Source organism: Streptomyces sp. NRRL S-495, from assembly GCF_000966955.1.
In the GTDB taxonomy this organism is placed as follows: Bacteria; Actinomycetota; Actinomycetes; order Streptomycetales; family Streptomycetaceae; genus Kitasatospora; species Kitasatospora purpeofusca.
Genome location: NZ_JZWY01000524.1, coordinates 1 through 18,881, shown reverse-complemented (window position 1 = coordinate 18,881; position 18,881 = coordinate 1). Strand labels below are relative to the sequence as shown.

Genomic DNA, 18,881 nt, shown 5'->3' with positions numbered 1-18,881 from the left:
GTGGTAGACCCGCCAGGTGACGCCCGCCGACTGCAGGCGCTCGGCGTAGGTGGTCCAGTCGGCCACCGGGTTGTCGGTGACCGGGGTGTTGTCGATCCACGGGCCGGTGGTGCCGTCCCGGCCGGGGCCGGCGGTGCCGGTCCACAGGTAGAGCCGGTTGGGGTCGGTCGGCCCGGCCAGCGAGGTGAAGTAGGCGTCGCAGAGGGTGAACGCGTCGGCGAGCGCGTACTGGTAGGGGATGTCCTCGCGGGTGAAGTAGCCCATGGTGCGCTCGCCCTTGGCGGCGATCCACTTGTTCATCGCGCCGTTGTTGATGGCCTGGTGGCCTGGTGGCCGGTGGCCCAGTCGTGCGGCAGGCCGCCGGCGTTCTGCGCGTTGTACTTCGAGGTGTCCATCCGGTACGGCAGCATCACATTGCCGTCGCTGCGGCGCGGGTCGGGCTGGCGGAACACGTCGGTGCCGTCGGGGAACTGGAGCCCCTGCTTGTCGCCGAAGCCGCGCACGCCGTTGAGGGCGCCGAAGTAGTGGTCGAAGCTGCGGTTCTCCTGCATCAGCACCACGACGTGCTTGACGTCCTTGATGGTGCCGGTGAGGCGGTCCGGTGCGGCGGCGGGCCGGTCGGGTGCGGCCTGGGCCGGGGTGCCCTGGAGGCCGGTCAGGGCGGCGGCGCCGGCGGCCGCGGTGGCGCCGACGAAGGTGCGGCGGGAGAGCTCGGACATCGCGAACTGGCCTTTCAGAGCTGGAAGGTGGCGACCGCGGCGGCGGTGTCGGACGGCCACTGGTTGGCGGCGAGGGCGGCCGGATCGGCGGCGGTGGCCGGCCAGTCGGCGACCAGGGTGTGCGCCTCGACGAGCCGCAGCTTCCCCCGGTACAGCACGTAGTCGATCCGGTCCTGCGGCTCGGCCTTGCCGGCGGCGCGCTGCTTGCGGACCGGCGACCAGGTGGTGCCGGGCGCCTTCACCGGGTCCCGGTTCTCCTCGCGGAAGGTGTCGGTGAGTCCGGCCTCCTGGAGGGTGGTGGTGACCGGCCAGGCGAGCGCGTCGGCGCGCGCCGGCGAGCACCACGGGCGCGCCCGCGGCGGCGTCGGCGGTGACGGCGGCGGCCAGCGCCCGGGCCTGCCGGAGCCGGACCGAGGTGTTCTCGGCGGCGAGGACCTGCGCGGAGGTGCGGCCGTCCTGGAGGGCGTACGGGCCGTAGTCGGACTCGTCGAGGTGCGCGGTCCAGACCCGGACGGCGCGGCCGCCGGGCAGCTGCACGGTCGCCCCGGCGGCGGGCAGCTCGGCGGTGGCGGGGGTGACGGCGGTCAGCGGGTAGCGGCTGAGCAGGCCGACGCTGCCGGCGCTCTGGTGGGCGTACCAGCCGAGGGCGTCGGCCAGCGCCTGGGCGGCCTTGCCTGCGGTCTCCTGGAGCGCGAGCACGTCCAGGCCCTGGGCGAGCACGACCCGCAGCTGCTTCTCGGTGGCGTCGGTGAAGGCGGCACCGGCGTTGGCGAGGTTCCAGCTCGCGACCTTGAGCCGGGGTGCGGTGGCCGGGTCCACGACCGGGAGCAGCACGGTCACGGTGTCGGTGGCTCCGGCACTGTCCTTGACGCCGACGACCAGGACCTCGGGGGTGCGCGGCGCGGCACCGCCCGGCGCGGCACCGCCCGGCGCGGTGCCGGTGACGGTGCCGTCGGCGGCGACCGCGAGCCAGGCCGGTCCGGAGACCTTGCGGAAGGTCGCGCTGCCGGCCGGGTTTCCGGCGGGGCGGGCCCAGAGGCCGCCGAGCTTGACGGTGACGGCCGCGCCGGGTGCGACGGGGGTGGCGGTGAAGGAGTCCACGACGGCGTGCGGGCGGACCACGGCCGGCTTGGGCCGGAAGGTGAACGGCTGGGTCCTGGCGAGGATGCCGTAGCCGTCCTTGAGCTGCCGGTGCCGGGCAGGCGGTCGCCGTCGTAGATGCCGACCCAGTTCTTGGGGTCGGGGGCGTCGGTGGTCCAGTGGAAGGTGAGGCGGTCGCCCTCGACGGGGCTGCTCGACGACGTGCTGGTCAGGGTGCTGCCGGTGGCCACGGATGTCCTGTCCGCCGCTCGGACACCGGGCCGTCGGGGGGTGCCGGGCCGGGGCCGTCCGCGGCTGGTGACGGAGGCTTGGGAGGGTCGGCCCATCAACAGTTGGCTGTACAACTGCGGGGCCGGGCCCATTCATCCGAAGACCGGCGACCGGGACATGAACGAAGCGTGACGGGATGTCGGGCGGAACGGGAAATGTGGGGCGGGCAGCACGGAACGAGCAGCGTGGAACGTGAGATGTGGGGCGGGGCGCGGGCGGGGCGCGGGCCGTCAGGCGAGCGTGAGGAAGAGCTTCTCCAACTCGGCCTCGGTCATCGGCGCCGTGCCCTCCTCGGCGCCCGCCATGCACTGGCGCATGCCGCTCGCCACGATCTTGAAGCCGGCCCGGTCGAGCGCCCTCGACACGGCGGCCAGCTGGGTCACCACGTCCTTGCAGTCCCGGCCGGCCTCGATCATGGCGATCACGCCCGCCAGCTGACCCTGGGCACGCCGCAGCCGGTTCAGGACCGCACCGACGGCCTCCTCGTCCACCTGCATGTCCGGACCGCCCTCCACTGTCGACCACCGGTCCTCCACTGTACCCCGTGGGGTATCCGGACCTCGGTGGTCGACCAGGGGCCTGTGCCGTCGGCGAAGGGCTGCGGTCAGCGCCGGGCCAGCCGCCGTTCCCCGCCCGCCCCGGTGGCGTACTCCAGCTTGTAGTGCGCGAACACCTCGGGCTCGTCCTCGGCCGGCAGCACGTCGTCCACGCCGATCGAGGGCGCCTGCTTCACCAGCGCCTTCGGGAACGCCACCCGCAGGTACCCCGGCCCCAGCACCGCACCGTCGAGCGGGACGAACACCAGCCGTCGCTTGACCGGCAGGCCGATCGTCACCGTCACGAAGTACGGCTGGTCACTGGCGGTCTCGACGTAGACGGACTCCAGGGTGCCGATCCGGTGGTCCTTCTCGTCCACGACGGCCTGCCCCCGCCACTCCCTGATGTCGGCCGGAACGATCTCGGCGACGGCCATGGTCACCTCCCACTCCCGCTCCACGGCGGCACGCCTCGCTTGTGGGCGGCGCCCCGGACCCTCCCATCCTGCGCCTGTCCGCCCCGGCCCGCCCGCCGGGCCGGGACACAGCCACAGCCACAGCCCGGTACGAAGGGCCTCGGCGGCGGCGTCACTGGATCAGGTCGGTGTGCGGGTGCTCCGGGGACTCCGGGCAGACGTAGAGCTGCAGGTGGTTGCCCTTGGAGACCTGGACCCCGGGCGGGTTCGCCGAGGCGGCGGTGCGCGCCGCGGCGAGCTCCCGGTCCTCGTACGGGACCCAGCCGTGGGTGCCGCTGTCCCATTCACCCGAGGCGATGGTCAGGAGTGGGACCATCCCGGCGCCGCAGACCTCGCAGCAGCGGGCGACGGGGTCGGTGAGGCCCCACGGGGCCCAGCCGCCGACCTTCCAGCCCGGGGCCTCGGCCAGCGCACTGTCGTAGAACGCCTGCGGGTAGGGCTCGTAGACGCCGTCCAGGGCGGCGCCGGCGGCCTGCCACCGGTTCCAGTCACTCAGCTGCTGCCGCAGTTCCCGGCTCAGCTCGAGGAAGTTGGGGTACTCGGTGATCCGCTCCGGCGCGAGCAGGCACGGGACCGGGAGGTAGCCGTCGTACTCGACGACCTCCGGCCCGGGCGGCGCGGTGAGGAGGTCGGTGACCGCCGCGGCCGACCGCCAGACCAGCACGGTCGGCGGCTTGAGGTCCGGCTCGTGCTCGACGGGGCACCAGAACACCTGGAGCAGGTCCGCCCCGGCCGGCGGGCGCAGCAGCGGCACGTCGCGCAGGTGGAGCTGGACCACGGGCAGCATCGGGTTCGGCCCCTCGTGCTCCTCGTCGGTCTCCTCGTCCCACCACCCGTGCTGTTCGCGGCAGTGCGGCCAGGGCTCGTCCGCGGGCCACAGGAACGGCCCTCCGACCGAACTGTCGTAGGCCGAAGGAACCCCGGGCCGGGGGTGCAGCCGGAGCGCCTCCCGCGCCAGCGGGGCGAGTTCGGGGAACACCGAGGTCACATCGAGCGGGCGCGGCGGGGTGGTGCGGGAGTGGTTCACGACCGTAATGCTGCCGGGCGCCTCCGACAGCGGACGAACGGGCCCGGGCCGGGGCCGTTCCCGCCCCATCCCGCCGCAACGCGGCCATTCCGCACAAGCGGGGGTGAACCGACCTCGCTGCACCACGGGCGTACCCGAACACCTACGCTGTCCGCCGACGGATCATCAGTTCGGCCAGGTGCGGAGGCGTGGAGACAGTGGTGGGTTACAACGAGATGTGGGAACCGGGCGAGCCCGGCGTCCCCGCCGACCTCCGGCCGGAGATTCCGCACCCCGCGCGGATGTACGACTACTACTTGGGCGGAAAGGACAATTTCCCGTCCGACCGCGAGGCGGCCGAGCGGGCGCTGGCGGCCAATCCGGAGTTCAGATCCACCGCGCGCGCCAACCGGGGCTTCCTGAACCGGGCGGTGCGCCACGTGGCCGGACTCGGCATCGACCAGTTCCTCGACATCGGCACCGGCATCCCGACCGCCGGCAACACCCATGAGATCGCCCAGGCCGTCGATCCGGGCGCCCGGATCGTCTACGTCGACAACGACCCGATCGTGCTCGCCCACGCCCGCGCCCTGATGGGCGGCACCGCCGTCGGCCGGACCACCGTCATCCAGGCCGACCTGCGTGAGCCGGTCGACCTCCTGGCCGCCGCCGAGGCCGAGAAGCTGCTCGACTTCGACAAGCCGATGGCCCTCGTGCTGGCCGCCGTGCTGCACTTCGTGCCGGACGAGAGCGGACCGTACGAGATCGTCCGCACGCTGCTGGACACTCTCGCGCCCGGCAGCTACCTGATCCTGTCCCACGGCACCGCCGACTTCATCCCCGCCGAGGTCCGCGACCGGGTGACCGGCGTCTACAGCAAGGCCACCGCTCCGCTGGTCGGCCGCAGCCGGGAGCAGGTGGGCGCCTTCCTGGACGGCCTGGACGTCCTCGATCCCGGGGTGGTCACCGTCCCGCTGTGGCGTCCGGAGGGCGCCCCGGTCGCCGGCGCGGACCGGGTCAGCATGTACGGCGCGGTCGCCCGCAAGTCCTGACGGTACGGGGGTGGCGGCCGGACGGATCGTCGGGCCGCCACCCCCGTACTGGGGCACCGGTCGGGCGTCACCCGGCGGCCGCGCCCGTCAGCGGCCGGGGTGCGGGTTCGGCCGGAGCGTCCGGCAGTTCGCGCATCCGGCGCAGCGGTGAGCAGAGCACCGGCAGGACGGCCAGCAGCTCGCCGAGGGCGCCGGCCCAGAGCGCCTGCCGGACGCCGAGGCTCTGCCCCAGCACGCCGCCGATCAGCGCGCCGATCGGCATCACGCCCCAGACCAGGAAGCGCACGGTCGCCGTCATCCGGCCCAGCAGCGGCTTCGGGCAGAGCCGCTGCCGGAACGCGACCGAGGTGATCTTGAAGGTCATGAAGAGCACCCAGCCCAGGGCCTGGAGCAGGACGGCCAGTGCGAAGCGGCCGTCGGCCCGGAACAGCGGCACCGCCAGCAGCCAGAGCACGGCGCTGCCCGTGAGCAGGCTGCCGACCAGGCCGCCGACGGCCTCCGCGGTGAACACCAGCCCGCACAGGAACGGCGACAGGTGCAGCTCGCCGACCAGCAGCACCATCAGCATCGAGGCGCCGATCGTGCCGCACAGGTTGGAGACGGCCGCGGTAAGGGTGACCGCCCGCAGCAGCCGGTCGCCGAGGACGAAGCGCAGGCCCTCGGCGATCTCCGTCCGCAGCGCCGCCCCCGGCCGGGCTCCCGGCCGGGCCGTCGACCGGGCCCCGGACCGCCGGATCCGGCCCAGCAGCAGCGCGGAGAGGCCGAAGCTCAGCACGTCCACCGCCAGCGCGACCGGCGCGGTCAGCGCACCGACCAGCGCCCCGCCCGCGCCCGGCCCGCCGACCTGGACGGTGCTCCGGCCCGCCTCGATCCGGACGTTCGCCGCCACCAGCTGCTCGTCCGCCACCAGGTGCGGCAGGTAGCTGCCGTGCGCCACGTCGAAGAACGCGGTGCAGACGGACATCCCGAACGCCACCGCGTACAGCTGGGGCAGGGTCAGCGCGTCCAGCCAGGAGGCGACCGGGACGGAGAAGAGCAGCACGGCCCGGACGACGTCCGCGGCGATCATCACCGGCCGCTGCCGCACCTGGTCCACCCAGGCGCCCGCGGGCAGTCCGATCAGCAGGAAGGCCAGGTACTCGAAGGCGACCAGCAGGCCCGCCTCGAACGGGGTGGCGTCCAGCGTGCCGACCGCCACCAGCGGGAGCGCGACCAGGGTGACGGCCGCGCCCGCCTGACTGACCGTGTCGGCGGCCCAGAACCGTCGGAAGTCGGCATGCCGGAACAGGCCGGTGGGAGGAGGAGTCATGCCCGCCAGCATCCTGAGCATGATCACCGCGCGGCCAGTGTTTTAGTCTGGGCGAAAACGTCGACCGGGGGTGGGGATGGGCGAGCTGCGGTTCGGGGCGCACGACCTGGGCAATCTCAGGTTCGCGATCTCCCCGCTCTGGGAGACCGCGGCCGCCGCACGCGCCGTCGCCGATCCCGGCCGGCACGTGGTGCACCTGCCCTGGATCCGCCGGGCCCCGTCCCTGCGCCAGGACGGTGTCCTCGCCGGGCGGACCGCACCGCTGACGGCGCTCGCCGACCGGTTCGACCTGGTGGCGGGCCCGCTGCTGCCGGCTCCGCGCTGCCCGCTGGCCGAGATCGAGGAGGAGCTGTCCGCCCTGCTGGCCACCCCTCCCGAGCAGATCCGGGACGCTCTCGCCGCTGTGCCGCGGCCCGCGCCGACGGGCTTCGAACGACGGCTGGCCGAGGACCCGGAGCGCGTCCTGCCCGAACTCGCCGAGGCCCTGCACTCCTGGTGGGAGGCGGCGGTCCGGCCGCACTGGCCGCGGATCCGCGCCGTTCTGGAGGCGGACATCGCCCACCGGACACGCCTGCTCGCCGAGGACGGCATCCACGAGGTGCTGTCCTCGCTCCACCCCGCCCTGCACCGGGCCGGGGACCGGCTGCGCTCGCCCGACCTGCCGGCGGACGGCGAGGACCTCGGCGGCACCGGACTCACCCTCACCCCGAGCGCCTTCGCCGACCGCTGCCGGGTGCTGACCGGCCGCCGGGGAACGCCGCCCGCCCTGGTCTACCCGGCCCGCGCCCTCGGCCTGCTCTGGGAGCGCCGGGAGAACACGGACGACGCGCTCGCCCGGCTGCTCGGCCGCAGCCGTGCCCGGCTGCTCGCCTGCACCGGCTCCCCGGCCACCACCACCCAGCTCGCCGCCCGCACCGGCCTCAGCCTGGGCGCGGTCTCCCAGCACCTCGCCGTCCTGCGCGACGCCGGTCTGGTCACCGGGCACCGCTACCGCCGCGAGGTCCACTACACCGCGACCGACCTGGGCACGGCCCTGCTCACCCGGACGTAGGACCGTGCCGGGTGAGCAGGGCCGTGCCGGGCCGGCTCGGTGCGGCCGGGGCGTCAGGCGGGCTTGCTCGCGCGGATCGAGTACATCAGCGGGACGCGGGGCTGACCGGCCGGGAAGCGGAAGCCCCGGTCGCGCTCCAGAACCGGGAAGCGCGGGAACAGCGTGAAGTCGTGCTCGTGCAGGAACTCGACCCGCAGGCCCTCGGCCACCAGGGCGCTGAGGACGTCGCCGATCCCGTGCTGCCACTCGACGGTCCTGGTGGCCAGGGACGTCACCTCGCCGTCGGTGTAGGTGCTGGGGTCGTCCCAGACGGTGGCGTCGCGGTCGAAGTAGTCGTACTCCACCGTCCGGCCGTCGTCGCCCAAGGTGTCGCCGAAGGGGTGGAACTCCGCCAGGTAGAGGAAGCCGCCCGGGGCGACCAGGGACGCCGCGGTGCGGGCCCAGCGCTCGATGTCCGGGAGCCAGCACAGGGCGCCGAGGCCGGTGTAGACGATGTCGAAGGTCTGCCCGTCGAGCGCCTCCACCGCCTCGTACACGTCGGAGACGACGAAGCGGGCGGTGTCCGCGCCGATCTTCCCGGCCAGTTCGGTGGCAGCCTCCACCGCCGGCGCGGAGAAGTCCAGGCCGGTCACGGTGGCGCCGTGGCGGGACCAGGACAGGGTGTCCAGGCCGATGTGGCACTGGAGATGGAGCAGGGACTTGCCGCTGACGTCACCGACCTCGGCCAGCTCGAAACCGCGCAGTGCCTCGTCGCCGGAAACGAAGCCGGGGAGGTCGTAGAAATCGCTGGCCGTGTGCACCGGGACGCGGCCGTCCCAGTTGGCGCGGTTCGTCGCCAGCCAGTCTTCGGGGGCAGGGGTCTTCTCCATACCAACCACGCTGCCAGAGCCGGGAGTACCGCTCAAACGGTTTTCACGGCCCTCACCGACCGTCGTCGGCAGGCAGGTCGGGGAGGGCCAGGACGGCGAGGAGAGGTGGGTCCAGCGGCCAGGGGAACTCCGGCACGGCGGTGCTGACCGCGGCTGTTCTGACGGCGGCAGTGCTCACTGCGGACGGGGTGACGGCGGACGAGGTCAAGGCGGCAGCGGCCAGGCGGAGGGCTCCGAACAGGGGCGGGCCGTCCGGGGGGCCGGGACGGGCGGCGGGGAGGCGGACCGCGAGCGCGTCCAGGGTCGCCCGGCGCAGCGGTTCGAAGCGGAACAGGCCGCCGGTCAGGGCGAGCCGGGGCTCGGCCTGACCGGCGGCCGTGGCGGCGGCGGTCGCGGTGGCGGCGATCTCCTCGCCAGCAGGCCCGCGGCGACCGGACAGCCCTCCCCGGCGGCCGCGACCACCGCCGGGGCGAACTCCGCCAGCAGCGCCGCCCGGTCCGGACGCGGCTGGAGGGCCGCCGGGAGGCCGGCCACCGGGCCGTAGTGCCGCTCGGCCGCCGCGAGCAGGACGGGCGAACCCCCGTTGCGTCCGTCCTGCTCCCGCAGCGCAGCCTCCAGCCCGGCCCGGCCGAGCCAGGCGCCGCCGCCGCAGTCCCCGAGCAACTGGCCCCAGCCGTCGGCACGGCACCAGCCTCCACCCGGGCGGTGGCCAATCGCGACCAGCCCCGTCCCCCCGGCCACCACCACCCCGGCGGCGGTGCCCAACGCGCCCACGTAAGCCGTGACCGCGTCCCCCGCGAGCACCAGCCGCCGGGCCCCGGTGGCCCGGGCGAGCGGGCCCGGCAGCCGGGCCGCCAGGTCGCGGCCGAGCAGGGCCATTCCGGTGGCGCCCACGGCGACCGCGCCGATCCGGGCCCCGTCGGGCAGGCCCGCGACCAGGGCGTCGAGCGCGGGCAGCAGCCCGTCGAGCAGCGCCCGTGCGTCCTGTCCGCCGGCCGAGGCGGACACCCGCGCGGCGGTCGCCGACCCGACCGTCCGCACCCCCGTGGGACCGACCGGCCGGCCTGTGGGCGCCGCCCCGACCCGGACGCCGGAGCCGCCGACGTCCACCCCGACCACCCAGCACTCCCCCGCCGCCTGCTCCACTCCGCCTCCACCCGCCGCGCCCACGACCCGTCCTCCCCATGGTGCCCCCGGTGGAGGACGGCCGGCCGGGTGCGCGCCCGGCCGGAGAACCCCGGCACAGTGGCTACCGAGCGCAACCGAGCGCCCCGGCAGCGATCGCCCCCTTCCTGATCACGTCGGTCTCCTTCGCTGTCACGGTGGTTCGGATCCCGCCGGTTCGGATTCGGCCGGTTCGCTTTCGTCCGGCCCGGAACCATGGAATCGCCCGCCGGGTGCCCGGGTCGAATGATTCGATGAGGTTCGAACGCAGACGCAGACGCAGACGCAGACGTGGAGGGGGATGAGGTGCTCCGGATCGAGTTGGACGCCCCGGCACTGGCGAACACCCGGTTCGTGATCTCGCCGCTGCACAACGTCACCGACGGCCTGTGGCTGATCCGTTCGGCAACCGGAGCGGGCGGGCGCGGCGCCGGTGGACGCGGACCGGGCGTGCTGATCCGGGAGGCGGTGCGCGAGCGGCGGCTGGCACTGCTGGAGTCCTTCTTCACCGGGGCGTGGACGTACATCCCCGACTTCCTCAATCCGCAGCCGGAGCAGCACGAGGAGTCGCTCGAACGGGAACTGCACGCGGTCGCCACGGTCGCGCCGGAGCGGCTGGCGCAGGAGATCCGGACGATGCTCGCGGGTGACGCGGGGATCGGCATCGCCGGCGGCCGCGCGCCGCGCGCCCTGCTGCGGGCACTCGACCGGGGGGAGGCGGAGTTCGCCGAGCTGGTCGCGGCCGAGCTGCACCAGCTCTGGCAGGCCGCCGTCGGACCGCACTGGCCGGCGCTGCGCGCCCGGATCGACGCGGACATCGCGCGGCGCGCCCAGCTCGCCGCCCGGCAGGGCCTGGCGAGCGTGCTCACCGGGCTGCACCCGCGCGTGCTGTACGACGACGAGGGTGTCCGGCTGCTCGTCGACGCCCGGGCGAAGCTCCCCGCGAAGGCGCTGTACCTCACGCCGACGGTCTTCAGCTCCGACTTGCACGTCTCGGTCGACCCGCTGCCCGGCGCCCGGCAGTTGCGGCCGATGATCCTCTACCCGGCGTTCCCGGGACCCGGCCCCGAGCCCGGTCCGGAGCCGGCGACGGCCTCGCCCGCCGGTGACCTGATCGGGGCCACCCGGGCCCGGCTCCTGGCCGACCTGGACGTCCCCCGGAGCACCACCGAACTCGCCGAACGGCACTGGCTGGCGGCCAGCACCGTCTCCTACCACCTCGGCGTCCTGCACCGCGCGGGTCTGCTGGTGAGGACCCGGTCCGGGCACCGGGCCCTCTACCAGCAGACCGCCAGGGCCGAGGCGCTGCGCCAGGAGGGCTGATCAGGCGGCCGCGGCGGGGAGGCCGAGGAGTTCGGCGGAGCCGCTGCGGTTGTGGCGCTCCTGCCACTGCTCCTCGAGGTGCCGCACGCCGGCGAGGTCGAGGCGGACCGGGCGGTCCGCCGGCAAGCCCTCCAGGGATTCGAGGGTCTCCAGCAGGCGGGGCAGCCGGAGGAAGGTGGCGCTGCCGTGGAGGGTCACCCGGACCGCGCCGTCCGGCAGTTCGGTGACGGCGACCTGGAGGTGGGAGGTGTCCCAGGCGCTCTTGAGCACGGCGAGGAGGAGGCCGAGCAGGACGCCTTCGAGCAGGTTGGTCAGCACGATGGCGGTCGCGGTGACGGCGAGGATCGCGGCCTCGCCCCGGTCGGCCCGCCAGAGCGGTCGCAGGGTGCGCAGTGGGACGAGCTTGGCGCCGGCGTGGACCAGGACGCCGGCCAGGGCAGCGAGCGGGATGGCGGAGAGGGCGGCCGGGACCAGCGCGGCGAAGAGCAGCAGCCAGACTCCGTGGAGCACCCGGGAGGCCTTGGTCCGGGCGCCGGCCTGGACGTTGGCCGCGCTGCGGACGATCACGGCGGTCATGGGCAGGGCGCCGAGCAGGCCGCAGACGGTGTTGCCGACGCCCTGGGCGAGCAGTTCGCGATCGTAGTCGGTGCGCGGGCCGTGGTGCAGGCGGTCGACGGCGGCGGCGCTGAACAGGCTCTCGGCGGAGGCGATCAGCGCGAAGGCGAAGGCCGTGCCGAGCACGCCGAGGCTGCCGAGTGCCGCGAGGTCGCCGACGGCGGGCAGGTCGACGACACCGGCGAGGCCGGCCACCTCGACCCGGGCGACGGGCAGGTCGAACAGGGCGGTGACGGCCGTCGCGCCGGCGACGGCGGCGAGCGGCGCGGGGACCACCCGGACCCGGGCGGGCAGCCGGGGCCAGAGCAGCAGGACCGCGATCGTCCCGGCGCCGATCGCGGCGGCGGCGAGCGCGCGCCCGTCCCCGGCGATGTCGGCGGCGAGGCCGGGGAGTCCGGCGAGTTTGGCGGGGCCGCCGGTGGGGCCCTTGATGTCGGCCAGTGCGTAGAGCTGACCGGCGATCAGGATCAGGCCGATGCCGGCCAGCATGCCCTGGACGACCGAGACGGAGATCGCCCGGAAGAGCCGGCCGAGGCGGGCGGCGCCCATGGCGAGCTGGAGCAGACCGGCCGCGGCGGTGATCACGCCGAGGGTGGCGAGGCCGTGCTCCTGGACGGCGGCGAGGACGAGGACGGTCAGCCCGGCGGCGGGGCCGGACACCTGGAGGCTGCTGCCGGGCATCAGCCCGGTCACCAGGCCGCCGACGATACCGGTGACCAGGCCGAGTTCGGCCGGAACGCCGGAGGCGACGGCGACGCCCACGCAGAGCGGGAGCGCCACCAGGAAGACAACGAGGGAGGCGGGGAGGTCGGAGCGCAGAGTGCTCAGCCGAAGGGCGGGACGACGAGTCATCGGGTCCTCGGGAGAGTGGCGGTTCGGACGGTGGTCATGAGCTAACGGCCCGGAGGGCGGTGGGGCGTGCGGCCGCGGGTCGTGCGGCGGCCCGTGCGGTGCGGGGCTCACAGCGGCAGGAACAGACCGGTGTCGGCCCGGTGTTCGAGCACCAGGCCGGTGTGGATCTCGTAGAACCAGCCGCGCAGCCGGATCCGCCCCTCGTCCAGCCGCCGGGCGACGGCGGGATAGCCGCGCAACCGGTCGAGCTGGGCGAGGACGTGCCGCTGAACGGGGCCGGCGACGGTCGGGTCGAAGACCTCGGCCTCGTCCGCGCGGAGCACGGCCCGGTCGGCGTGGCGCAGCCAGGAGCGGACGGCGGGCACCACGCTGAGGTCCTCGCCGCGGACCACGGCGCCGACGGCGCCGCAGTGCGAGTGGCCGCAGACGACGATGTCGCGCACGCCCAGCACCTCGACGGCGTACTCGACGGTGGCGGTCTCCCCCGAGGCGCCGTCGGCCCGGTAGACGGGGACGATGTTGCCCGCGGTGCGGAGCTCGAAGAGGTCGCCGGGGTCGGCGTTGGTGATCAGGGCCGGGACCACGCGGGAGTCGGAGCAGGTGATGAACAGGGCCTGCGGGCTCTGGCCGGCGGCGAGGCCGGTGAGTTCGCGGCCGGTGTCCCCGACCCGCTGCGGGAACGCCCGGGCCCGGTCGATGAGCGGTTCCATGGGAGTGGCTTCCTCCTTCGGTGACGCCAGGTGCTGCCCTGCTCACCTGACGTTGCGTCAAGAGGAAGTAAAACACGGGTATGGGATAAGCAAAAGTGAGTTCGGGGCGCAGAGTGTGCCGATCCGGTTAACATCCTGTTGCCTCGAACGAAATATCGCCTTCCGCTACTGAACTCGCAGGTCAACCGGTATGGAACAGTCCGGTCGACAGTCGGCGCACAGCATCCGCCGTGCGCCCCTCCCCCTGCCGCGCGCCCTCTGCGCACCCTCCCGGGCCACCACCGTCCGGGTGAACGGCGGCGGCCCGGGAGGAGCGCCCGAGGCCGAGGTGACGGTCGGTCAGCGCCGCAGCGTGGTGACGGTGAGGCCCGGGGCGGAGCGGATCTCGGCCTCGGTGAACCGTTCGGTCACCCACTGCTTGCGGGCGTAGCGGCGGGTCTGGTCGGTGTAGTGCGGCGAGGTCGGGTCGACCGACTCCCCGTAGGTCAGCAGGGTCCGGGTGCGCGGGCCCCGGTCGGTCAGCTCGGTGGCCATCAGGAAGGTCCCGCCGTGCGGGACGCTCCGGACGTCGCTCGGGTAGGTACCGCCGCCCGCTCCCGAGTCCGGGGCGGCCGACAGCGCGTTGAAGCAGCCCAGCTGCCCCGGGCAGCCGTGCAGCGGGATGCCCGCCCAGCGCTGCACCCGGCCGATCGGCGCGTCCACCGGCAGGCCGCGGGCCGCCAGGTCGCGCACCGCTTCGGCGAGGGCGCGCTGCGCGTCGGGGTGGCCGGGGTCGATGCCGCGCGGGGTGGTGAGCGGCTGGGCCGGGTCGTACGGGACGGTCTGCCAGGCCCTGGTCGGGGCCGTGGAGAGCCGCCCGCGGAACGCCTGCCAGAGCACCGTGCCGGGACTGTCGGCGTCCGCCCTGGTGTCCCAGGCCGCGAGCACGCCACAGGCGGCCCGGACGTCGACCCGGGTGCCGTCCCCGGCCGTCAGCACGGGGTGGGCGCGGCACAGGGCGACCGCGTCGTCCCGGTCGAGCTCGGCGCTCTGCACCCGGTTGCCGAGCATGGCGGCCTGGAGCGAGGCGAGGGTGAAGCCGGGCGCGCCGAGGCCGTCGGTGCCGGCCCGCCGGTCGGCGATCATGCGCAGGCTCAGCTGCGGCCGCTGGGCCAGCTGCCGGCCGTTGTTGTACACGGCGGGCAGGTCCGCCATCGGGGCGTCCGCGTTGGTGAGGTAGGGGCCGTTGTTGGCGTTGGCGACGTAGTCGGTCCGGGTCAGCGCCGGGTGGTTGGCGGGGCCGAAGACGCCGGGCACCAGCGCGTCCGGGTCGCTGCCCAGGTCGCAGGCGGTCGTCGAGCCGTCCAGGACGCCGTCGGTCAAGGGGTTCGGGACGGCGCAGCGGGCGCGCTGCTCGTCGGTCACGCGCGGGACGGCGGAGGAGTCGGTGAACCAGGTGGTCCCGGTGGAGTCGACGGCCGTGGTGTAGACCCAGGGCGCGCCCTGGAAGGTGCGCTGGGCCTGCCGCAGCTGGTCGAGGTTCTGCGCCCGGCCGACCGCCATCCACTCGTCGATCGAGCGGAGGTTGTCGGCGTTGGCGTCGCGGAGGGTGTAGGCGTGTTCGGCGGTCCAGCCCTCGGCGAGGACGAAGCCGTGGCGGGACCGGTAGACGGTGCGGTCGACGGTGGACAGCGTCCCGTCGGCGGCCCGGACGGTGACCGGGAGGGTCTGCTGCTCCATCCGCTCGACCCTGCCGTCCACCACGTAGGCGGTCGGGTCGCCGGGGACGAGGTTCAGCCGGTAGGCGGTGAAGTGGTCGGCGTAGCTGGTGGTGTGGCTCCAGGCGAGGCCCCGGGTGTGGCCGATCTGGAGGACGGGCAGGCCGTGCAGCCCGGCGCCGGCGACGTCCAGGACGCCGGGAATGGTCAGTTGGGCCTGGTAGAACCGCAGCGAACCGGCCCACGGGAGGTGGGGGTTGGCGAGCAGCAGGCCGTTGCCGGAGCGGGTGGCGTCCCGGCCGACGGCCCAGGCGTTGCTGCCGAGGTTGGGGTTGTCGGCGGCGCGGGCCGGGCCCGGGCCGCCGAACGCGGCGGTGGACGGGGCCGCGAACGCGGTGGGTCCGGCAGCGGGTCCGGCGGGTTGCGCGCCCGCGCCCGGGACGGCCGTGCCGACCGACCCGCGCGGGCTGCCCGCGAGGGTGTCGACGTCGAGGACGATCCCCCAGACGTCCTCGGCGGTGATCGGCCCGACCCATCCCTTCCCCCGGCAGGACGGGTCCGGCAGGCGGTCCACACCGGTGTCGCGCAGATAGCGGTTGTACCCCGCGACATAGCCCTCCACCAGCGTCCGTGCCTCGCTGGTCGGCCCGAGCGGCGCCGGGGCGGCCAGCACCCGCCGCACCGTGCCCGACCGCACCACGGCCTGCTGGTAGGTGTCGCCCGCCAGGTTGGGCAGCCCGTCGACGTTCACGGCCTCGGGCCCGAACCAGCGCGAGCGCTCGCCGCGCACGCTCACCACCTGGTCCGCGAGCGCGCACACGTTGTCCTGCGCGAAGGCGTACCCGTAGCCGTAGCCGAGCCCCCCGTAGTCGTGCGCCAGGACGTGCGGGACGCCGAACTCGGTGCGGCGGACCTTGGCCGTCCAGCCGCCCCGGTCGGCGCCGGGGCCCGCGCCGAGGTCGGCGGTGAGGTCCGTGGTGAGGTCCGTGCTGAGGTCCGTGGTGAGGTCGCCGGGATCCGTACCGGCGGCCTGCGCCGAGCCGGGCACCAGCCCGGCGAGCAGCACCGAGGCCAGACCCAGGGCGAGCGCGGCGCCGGTCAATCGTCGTGTCCCCGAACGGGGTTGACGATCGTTCATTTTACTTCGCTCCGTCATGGCCCCACGCTGCCGCCCCGGCCGCCCGCCGGTCATCGCTCCCCGGGACGAGACGTCCGTCGGCCCCGCGACCGAGACGGCTACGCCTCGGGGAGGGGCCGCTCCCGGCCCGAACCATCCCTGCGGGGGAGGATGCGCCGAGAAGTCCTCAGGGTCCGGCACCCAGGCCGCCCGCCTCCCCCGTCGGCCCCCGGCCCGTCGACCGGGTGCGCGCGTCCACCCCCACCACGGGCGGCCCGGGCGACGTCACTCGTTCCGGCTCGGCCCGGCCGGAAGCCCGGTGATGAACGCCAGGAGGCGTTCGTTGACCAGCTCGGGACATTCCAGGTTGAGACCGTGGCCGGCCCGCTCGACGATCTCGGCCCGGACGCCCGGGATCAGCGCGGTGACCCGCGCCAGCACCTGCCGGGGCCGGAGCAGGGCGCTGCGCCGTCCGAGCAGGACGAGGACGGGCAGCCGGATCGAGCCCAGCTCCTCGTCGGTGAACGGTCGCGCCGCGGGGCGGGTGTTCGGCCGGTAGGTCCGCATGGCCAGCATCAGCGGCGCGATCATCACGGGCGGTGAGCTCAGGGCCGGGTTGGCGAGCAGTCGCCCGAGGGCGGGTCGGAGCGAGCGCGGGGCGAGCATGCCGAACAGCCCGCCGATCATGTGTGCGTAGAACCGCGCGGGGACCTTCTCGATCCCGCCGGGGTCCAGCGGTGCGACCGAGGCGAGGCGATCGGGCGCGTGCACGGCCTGGTTGAGGGCCAGCCATCCGCCGTAGGACAGGCCGACCAGGTGGACGCGCTCCAGCCCGAGTCCGGCGAGGACCTCGCCGAGCCAGGCCGCGTTCTCCTGCGATCCGGTCGCGACGGCGCGCTGCACGCTGCGCCCGGGGTCGTCCAGGGTGTCGATCGCGTAGACCGGGTGGTTCTCGCCCAGGGCGGCGATCTGCGGGTGCCAGTTGGAGGCGTGTCCGGCGTGGCCGTGCAGGAGCACGATCGGCTCGCCGGTCCGGGCCCCGTAGCGGTGGACGTGGACGGTGCCGTAGGCGGTTTCGACGTCCAGTTCCTCGCGCGGGCCGGGCCACAGCTCCATGGCGCGGTCGTACGCCTCCAGGAACTTCCCGCGGGCTTCCTCGCTGACGAAATGTCCGACACTCGCTCGGGTCATGGCCCCTCCCGGCACGCAGAACCGCAGGATTTGATGGTATGTTTGTACCATAAAAACGTTCGAGAGGAACCCGATGCCGAAGCTGGCCGACCATGACGAGCGCCGGGCCCAGATCATCGACGCGCTGCTCCGCACGGCGGCGGACACCGGGCTGCACGCCGTCACCATGCGCTCCGTCGCCGTCGAGGCGGGCATCTCGGTGCGGCTCGTGCAGTACTACTTCGACACCAAGGAGCAGCTGCTGCTTGCCGCGGTCAACCGCCTGACGGCCCGCATGGGCGAGCGGGTCCGCGACCGGGTGCGGGCCACCGGTCCGTCACCGGCTCCGCGCGACATCGTCGAGGCGGTCCTGCTCGAAGCCGTCCCCACCGACCGGGAGAGCCGGGTCTTCCACCTCCTCCACACCGAGTACGCGGTGCTCTCCGTCACCGACCCCGCCCTCGGCGGCCAAGCCTTCCTCGCGGCACCCGACGAGATGGAGGGGTTCCTCGTCGGCCAACTCGAAGCCGCCCAGCGGTCCGGCGACGCCGACCCCCGCCTGGACGCCCGCCAGGAGGCCGCCCTCCTCCTCGCCGCCTCCGCCGGCCTCGGCCTGAGCGTCCTGCTCGGCCAGCGCACGCCGGACGACGCGGTCGCCGCCCTCCGCTACCACCTCGGCCGCCTCTTCACCGGCCCCTGAGCCCGACGGCACCCCTGAGCCCGACGGCGCCCCTGCCGGAGCGGCCGCGGGGACGGCCGCTCCGCCTGCGGTCAGCCGGCGGTGGCGGCCGGGGCGCAGCCGAGGTCCCGGGCCGGCAGGGTGCCGGTGGTCAGGAACCGGTCGGCGGCGGTGACCGCGCAGGACGGGGTGGAGCGGTCGTAGGCGCCGTGGTTGCCGCCGTCGACCGTGACCATGCGCGCCCGCTTGCCGAGCGTCTCCCGCATGGCCAGGGCGCCGATCAGGGGGGTGGCCGGGTCGCGCTCGGTCTGGAGGAGCAGGATGTTCGCGGGGCCCCGGTCGGTGATCCGGACAGCGGGCTCGACCGGGTCCGGCCAGAACGCGCAGGGCCAGACATTGGCGCCCATACCGGCCACGACGGGGTTCTGCCGCCGGCTCTCGGCGACGGCCCGCCGGTAGTGGCCGAGGTCGCGCGGTGCCGGGGTGTCGCCGCAGAGCACGGCCGTGAGCGCGGCCACGTCGTTGTCCTCCGGGATGCCCGGGGTGCCCTTGGCCAGCCACCAGTACGGGACCGGGCCGGCGCCGTCGTCGGCGAGGAAGCGCCACCAGTCGGCGATCTCCTGGAACAGCGCGGTGTGGTAGGAGTCCAGCCGGTAGAGCGTGCGCCACAGATTGCCGTTGACCGGTCCGGCCACCGGGTGGGTCACCGGTGTCCGGTCCAGTTTCGCGACCAGGGCGAGGTAGTTGGCACGGACGGCGGCCGGGGTGGCGCCGAAGCGCAGGGTGGCGTCGCGCTCGGCCGCCCAGCGGGCGAAGTCCTCGAAGCGCAGCTCGCTCGCGCGGTCCCAGGTGGCGAGCCGGTCCTGCCAGGTGACGTTGGGGCTGACGTTGCCGTCCAGCACGAAGCGGTCGGTCCGCCCCGGGAACAGCTCGGCGTAGACGACGCCCAGGTAGGTGCCGTAGGACGCGGCGCGGTAGGAGATCCTCGGCTCGCCGAGCGCGGCCCGGACCCGGTCCAGGTCGCGTGCCGTGTTGGCGGTGGTCAGATGGCGGATCCGGTCGCCGTTGCGGGCCAGGCAGTCGCGCGCCAGGTCGCGGGCGAAGCGCACATTGGGGGCGATCGAGCCGTCCGGCGCGGGGAACGGGAACACCAGCTCGCACGGCA

At 74.6% G+C, this 18,881-nt stretch carries 18 protein-coding genes; 4 read left to right on the top strand and 14 right to left on the bottom strand.

Annotated elements, in window-relative coordinates; translation table 11 throughout:
- From VR45_RS50175 to VR45_RS25900, 5 genes are all read right to left on the bottom strand, one after another.
- Window positions 1–300, bottom strand: a 300-nt coding sequence (locus VR45_RS50175) for an alkaline phosphatase family protein (RefSeq protein ID WP_045942251.1), incomplete at its 3' end; no start/stop codon positions are given.
- Complete coding sequence (locus VR45_RS50170; protein WP_045942250.1) at window positions 297–1,841, bottom strand: endonuclease/exonuclease/phosphatase family protein; 1,545 nt, start codon at window positions 1,839–1,841, stop codon at window positions 297–299. The genes VR45_RS50170 and VR45_RS50175, both read right to left, overlap by 4 nt.
- A gap of 479 nt (window positions 1,842–2,320) precedes the next feature.
- On the bottom strand, window positions 2,321–2,587 hold the full coding sequence (locus VR45_RS25910) for a metal-sensitive transcriptional regulator (protein ID WP_030393156.1): 267 nt from the start codon (window positions 2,585–2,587) through the stop codon (window positions 2,321–2,323).
- A 107-nt stretch (window positions 2,588–2,694) separates the two neighbouring features.
- Complete coding sequence (locus VR45_RS25905) at window positions 2,695–3,063, bottom strand: PRC-barrel domain-containing protein (RefSeq protein WP_045942255.1); 369 nt, start codon at window positions 3,061–3,063, stop codon at window positions 2,695–2,697.
- A 151-nt stretch (window positions 3,064–3,214) separates the two neighbouring features.
- On the bottom strand, window positions 3,215–4,129 hold the full coding sequence (locus VR45_RS25900) for a hypothetical protein (protein ID WP_045942248.1): 915 nt from the start codon (window positions 4,127–4,129) through the stop codon (window positions 3,215–3,217).
- 188 nt (window positions 4,130–4,317) lie between these two features.
- On the opposite strand from VR45_RS25900, the gene VR45_RS25895 reads away from it, so the two are divergent.
- Window positions 4,318–5,160: an SAM-dependent methyltransferase gene (locus VR45_RS25895; RefSeq protein WP_234326162.1), complete on the top strand. Its 843-nt coding sequence runs from the start codon at window positions 4,318–4,320 to the stop codon at window positions 5,158–5,160.
- A gap of 67 nt (window positions 5,161–5,227) precedes the next feature.
- Here the strand turns inward: VR45_RS25895 and VR45_RS25890 are convergent, their stop codons facing one another.
- Complete coding sequence (locus VR45_RS25890) at window positions 5,228–6,469, bottom strand: MFS transporter (RefSeq protein WP_045942247.1); 1,242 nt, start codon at window positions 6,467–6,469, stop codon at window positions 5,228–5,230.
- Window positions 6,470–6,545: 76 nt separating this feature from the next.
- Here VR45_RS25890 and VR45_RS25885 point away from each other — a divergent pair, with 76 nt between their 5' ends.
- Window positions 6,546–7,520, top strand: a complete 975-nt coding sequence (locus tag VR45_RS25885; RefSeq protein ID WP_045942246.1) for a DUF5937 family protein — start codon at window positions 6,546–6,548, stop codon at window positions 7,518–7,520.
- Between the two features lie 53 nt (window positions 7,521–7,573).
- Here the strand turns inward: VR45_RS25885 and VR45_RS25880 are convergent, their stop codons facing one another.
- The 3 genes from VR45_RS25880 to VR45_RS25875 form a co-directional block, all read right to left on the bottom strand.
- Window positions 7,574–8,389 (bottom strand): methyltransferase, encoded by an 816-nt coding sequence (locus tag VR45_RS25880; protein ID WP_045942245.1) that lies wholly within the window; start codon window positions 8,387–8,389, stop codon window positions 7,574–7,576.
- A 52-nt stretch (window positions 8,390–8,441) separates the two neighbouring features.
- The gene (locus VR45_RS50165; protein ID WP_286163484.1) at window positions 8,442–8,567 is read right to left on the bottom strand and encodes a hypothetical protein; all 126 of its coding nucleotides are present in this window, start codon (window positions 8,565–8,567) and stop codon (window positions 8,442–8,444) included.
- 164 nt (window positions 8,568–8,731) lie between these two features.
- A complete protein-coding gene (locus VR45_RS25875) occupies window positions 8,732–9,535 on the bottom strand; it encodes a BadF/BadG/BcrA/BcrD ATPase family protein (protein WP_052709373.1) in 804 nt (267 codons plus the stop codon).
- A gap of 324 nt (window positions 9,536–9,859) precedes the next feature.
- Here VR45_RS25875 and VR45_RS42680 point away from each other — a divergent pair, with 324 nt between their 5' ends.
- A complete protein-coding gene (locus VR45_RS42680) occupies window positions 9,860–10,876 on the top strand; it encodes a helix-turn-helix domain-containing protein (RefSeq protein ID WP_052709372.1) in 1,017 nt (338 codons plus the stop codon).
- Here the strand turns inward: VR45_RS42680 and VR45_RS25865 are convergent, their stop codons facing one another.
- The 4 genes from VR45_RS25865 to VR45_RS25850 all read right to left on the bottom strand — a co-directional run bounded on the left by VR45_RS25865 (window position 10,877) and on the right by VR45_RS25850 (window position 17,058).
- Window positions 10,877–12,343 carry a SulP family inorganic anion transporter gene (locus VR45_RS25865; protein ID WP_045942244.1) on the bottom strand — a complete coding sequence of 489 codons (1,467 nt, stop codon included), beginning with the start codon at window positions 12,341–12,343 and terminating at the stop codon, window positions 10,877–10,879.
- A 107-nt stretch (window positions 12,344–12,450) separates the two neighbouring features.
- Window positions 12,451–13,053: a carbonic anhydrase gene (locus VR45_RS25860; protein WP_045942243.1), complete on the bottom strand. Its 603-nt coding sequence runs from the start codon at window positions 13,051–13,053 to the stop codon at window positions 12,451–12,453.
- A gap of 339 nt (window positions 13,054–13,392) precedes the next feature.
- The gene (locus VR45_RS25855) at window positions 13,393–15,888 is read right to left on the bottom strand and encodes a penicillin acylase family protein (RefSeq protein WP_078896831.1); all 2,496 of its coding nucleotides are present in this window, start codon (window positions 15,886–15,888) and stop codon (window positions 13,393–13,395) included.
- 264 nt (window positions 15,889–16,152) lie between these two features.
- The gene (locus VR45_RS25850; protein WP_234326160.1) at window positions 16,153–17,058 is read right to left on the bottom strand and encodes an alpha/beta fold hydrolase; all 906 of its coding nucleotides are present in this window, start codon (window positions 17,056–17,058) and stop codon (window positions 16,153–16,155) included.
- 73 nt (window positions 17,059–17,131) lie between these two features.
- Here VR45_RS25850 and VR45_RS25845 point away from each other — a divergent pair, with 73 nt between their 5' ends.
- Complete coding sequence (locus VR45_RS25845) at window positions 17,132–17,737, top strand: TetR/AcrR family transcriptional regulator (protein WP_045942241.1); 606 nt, start codon at window positions 17,132–17,134, stop codon at window positions 17,735–17,737.
- A gap of 71 nt (window positions 17,738–17,808) precedes the next feature.
- Here the strand turns inward: VR45_RS25845 and VR45_RS25840 are convergent.
- A partial coding sequence (locus VR45_RS25840) for an alpha/beta hydrolase (RefSeq protein ID WP_045942240.1) occupies window positions 17,809–18,881 on the bottom strand: 1,073 nt, incomplete at its 5' end.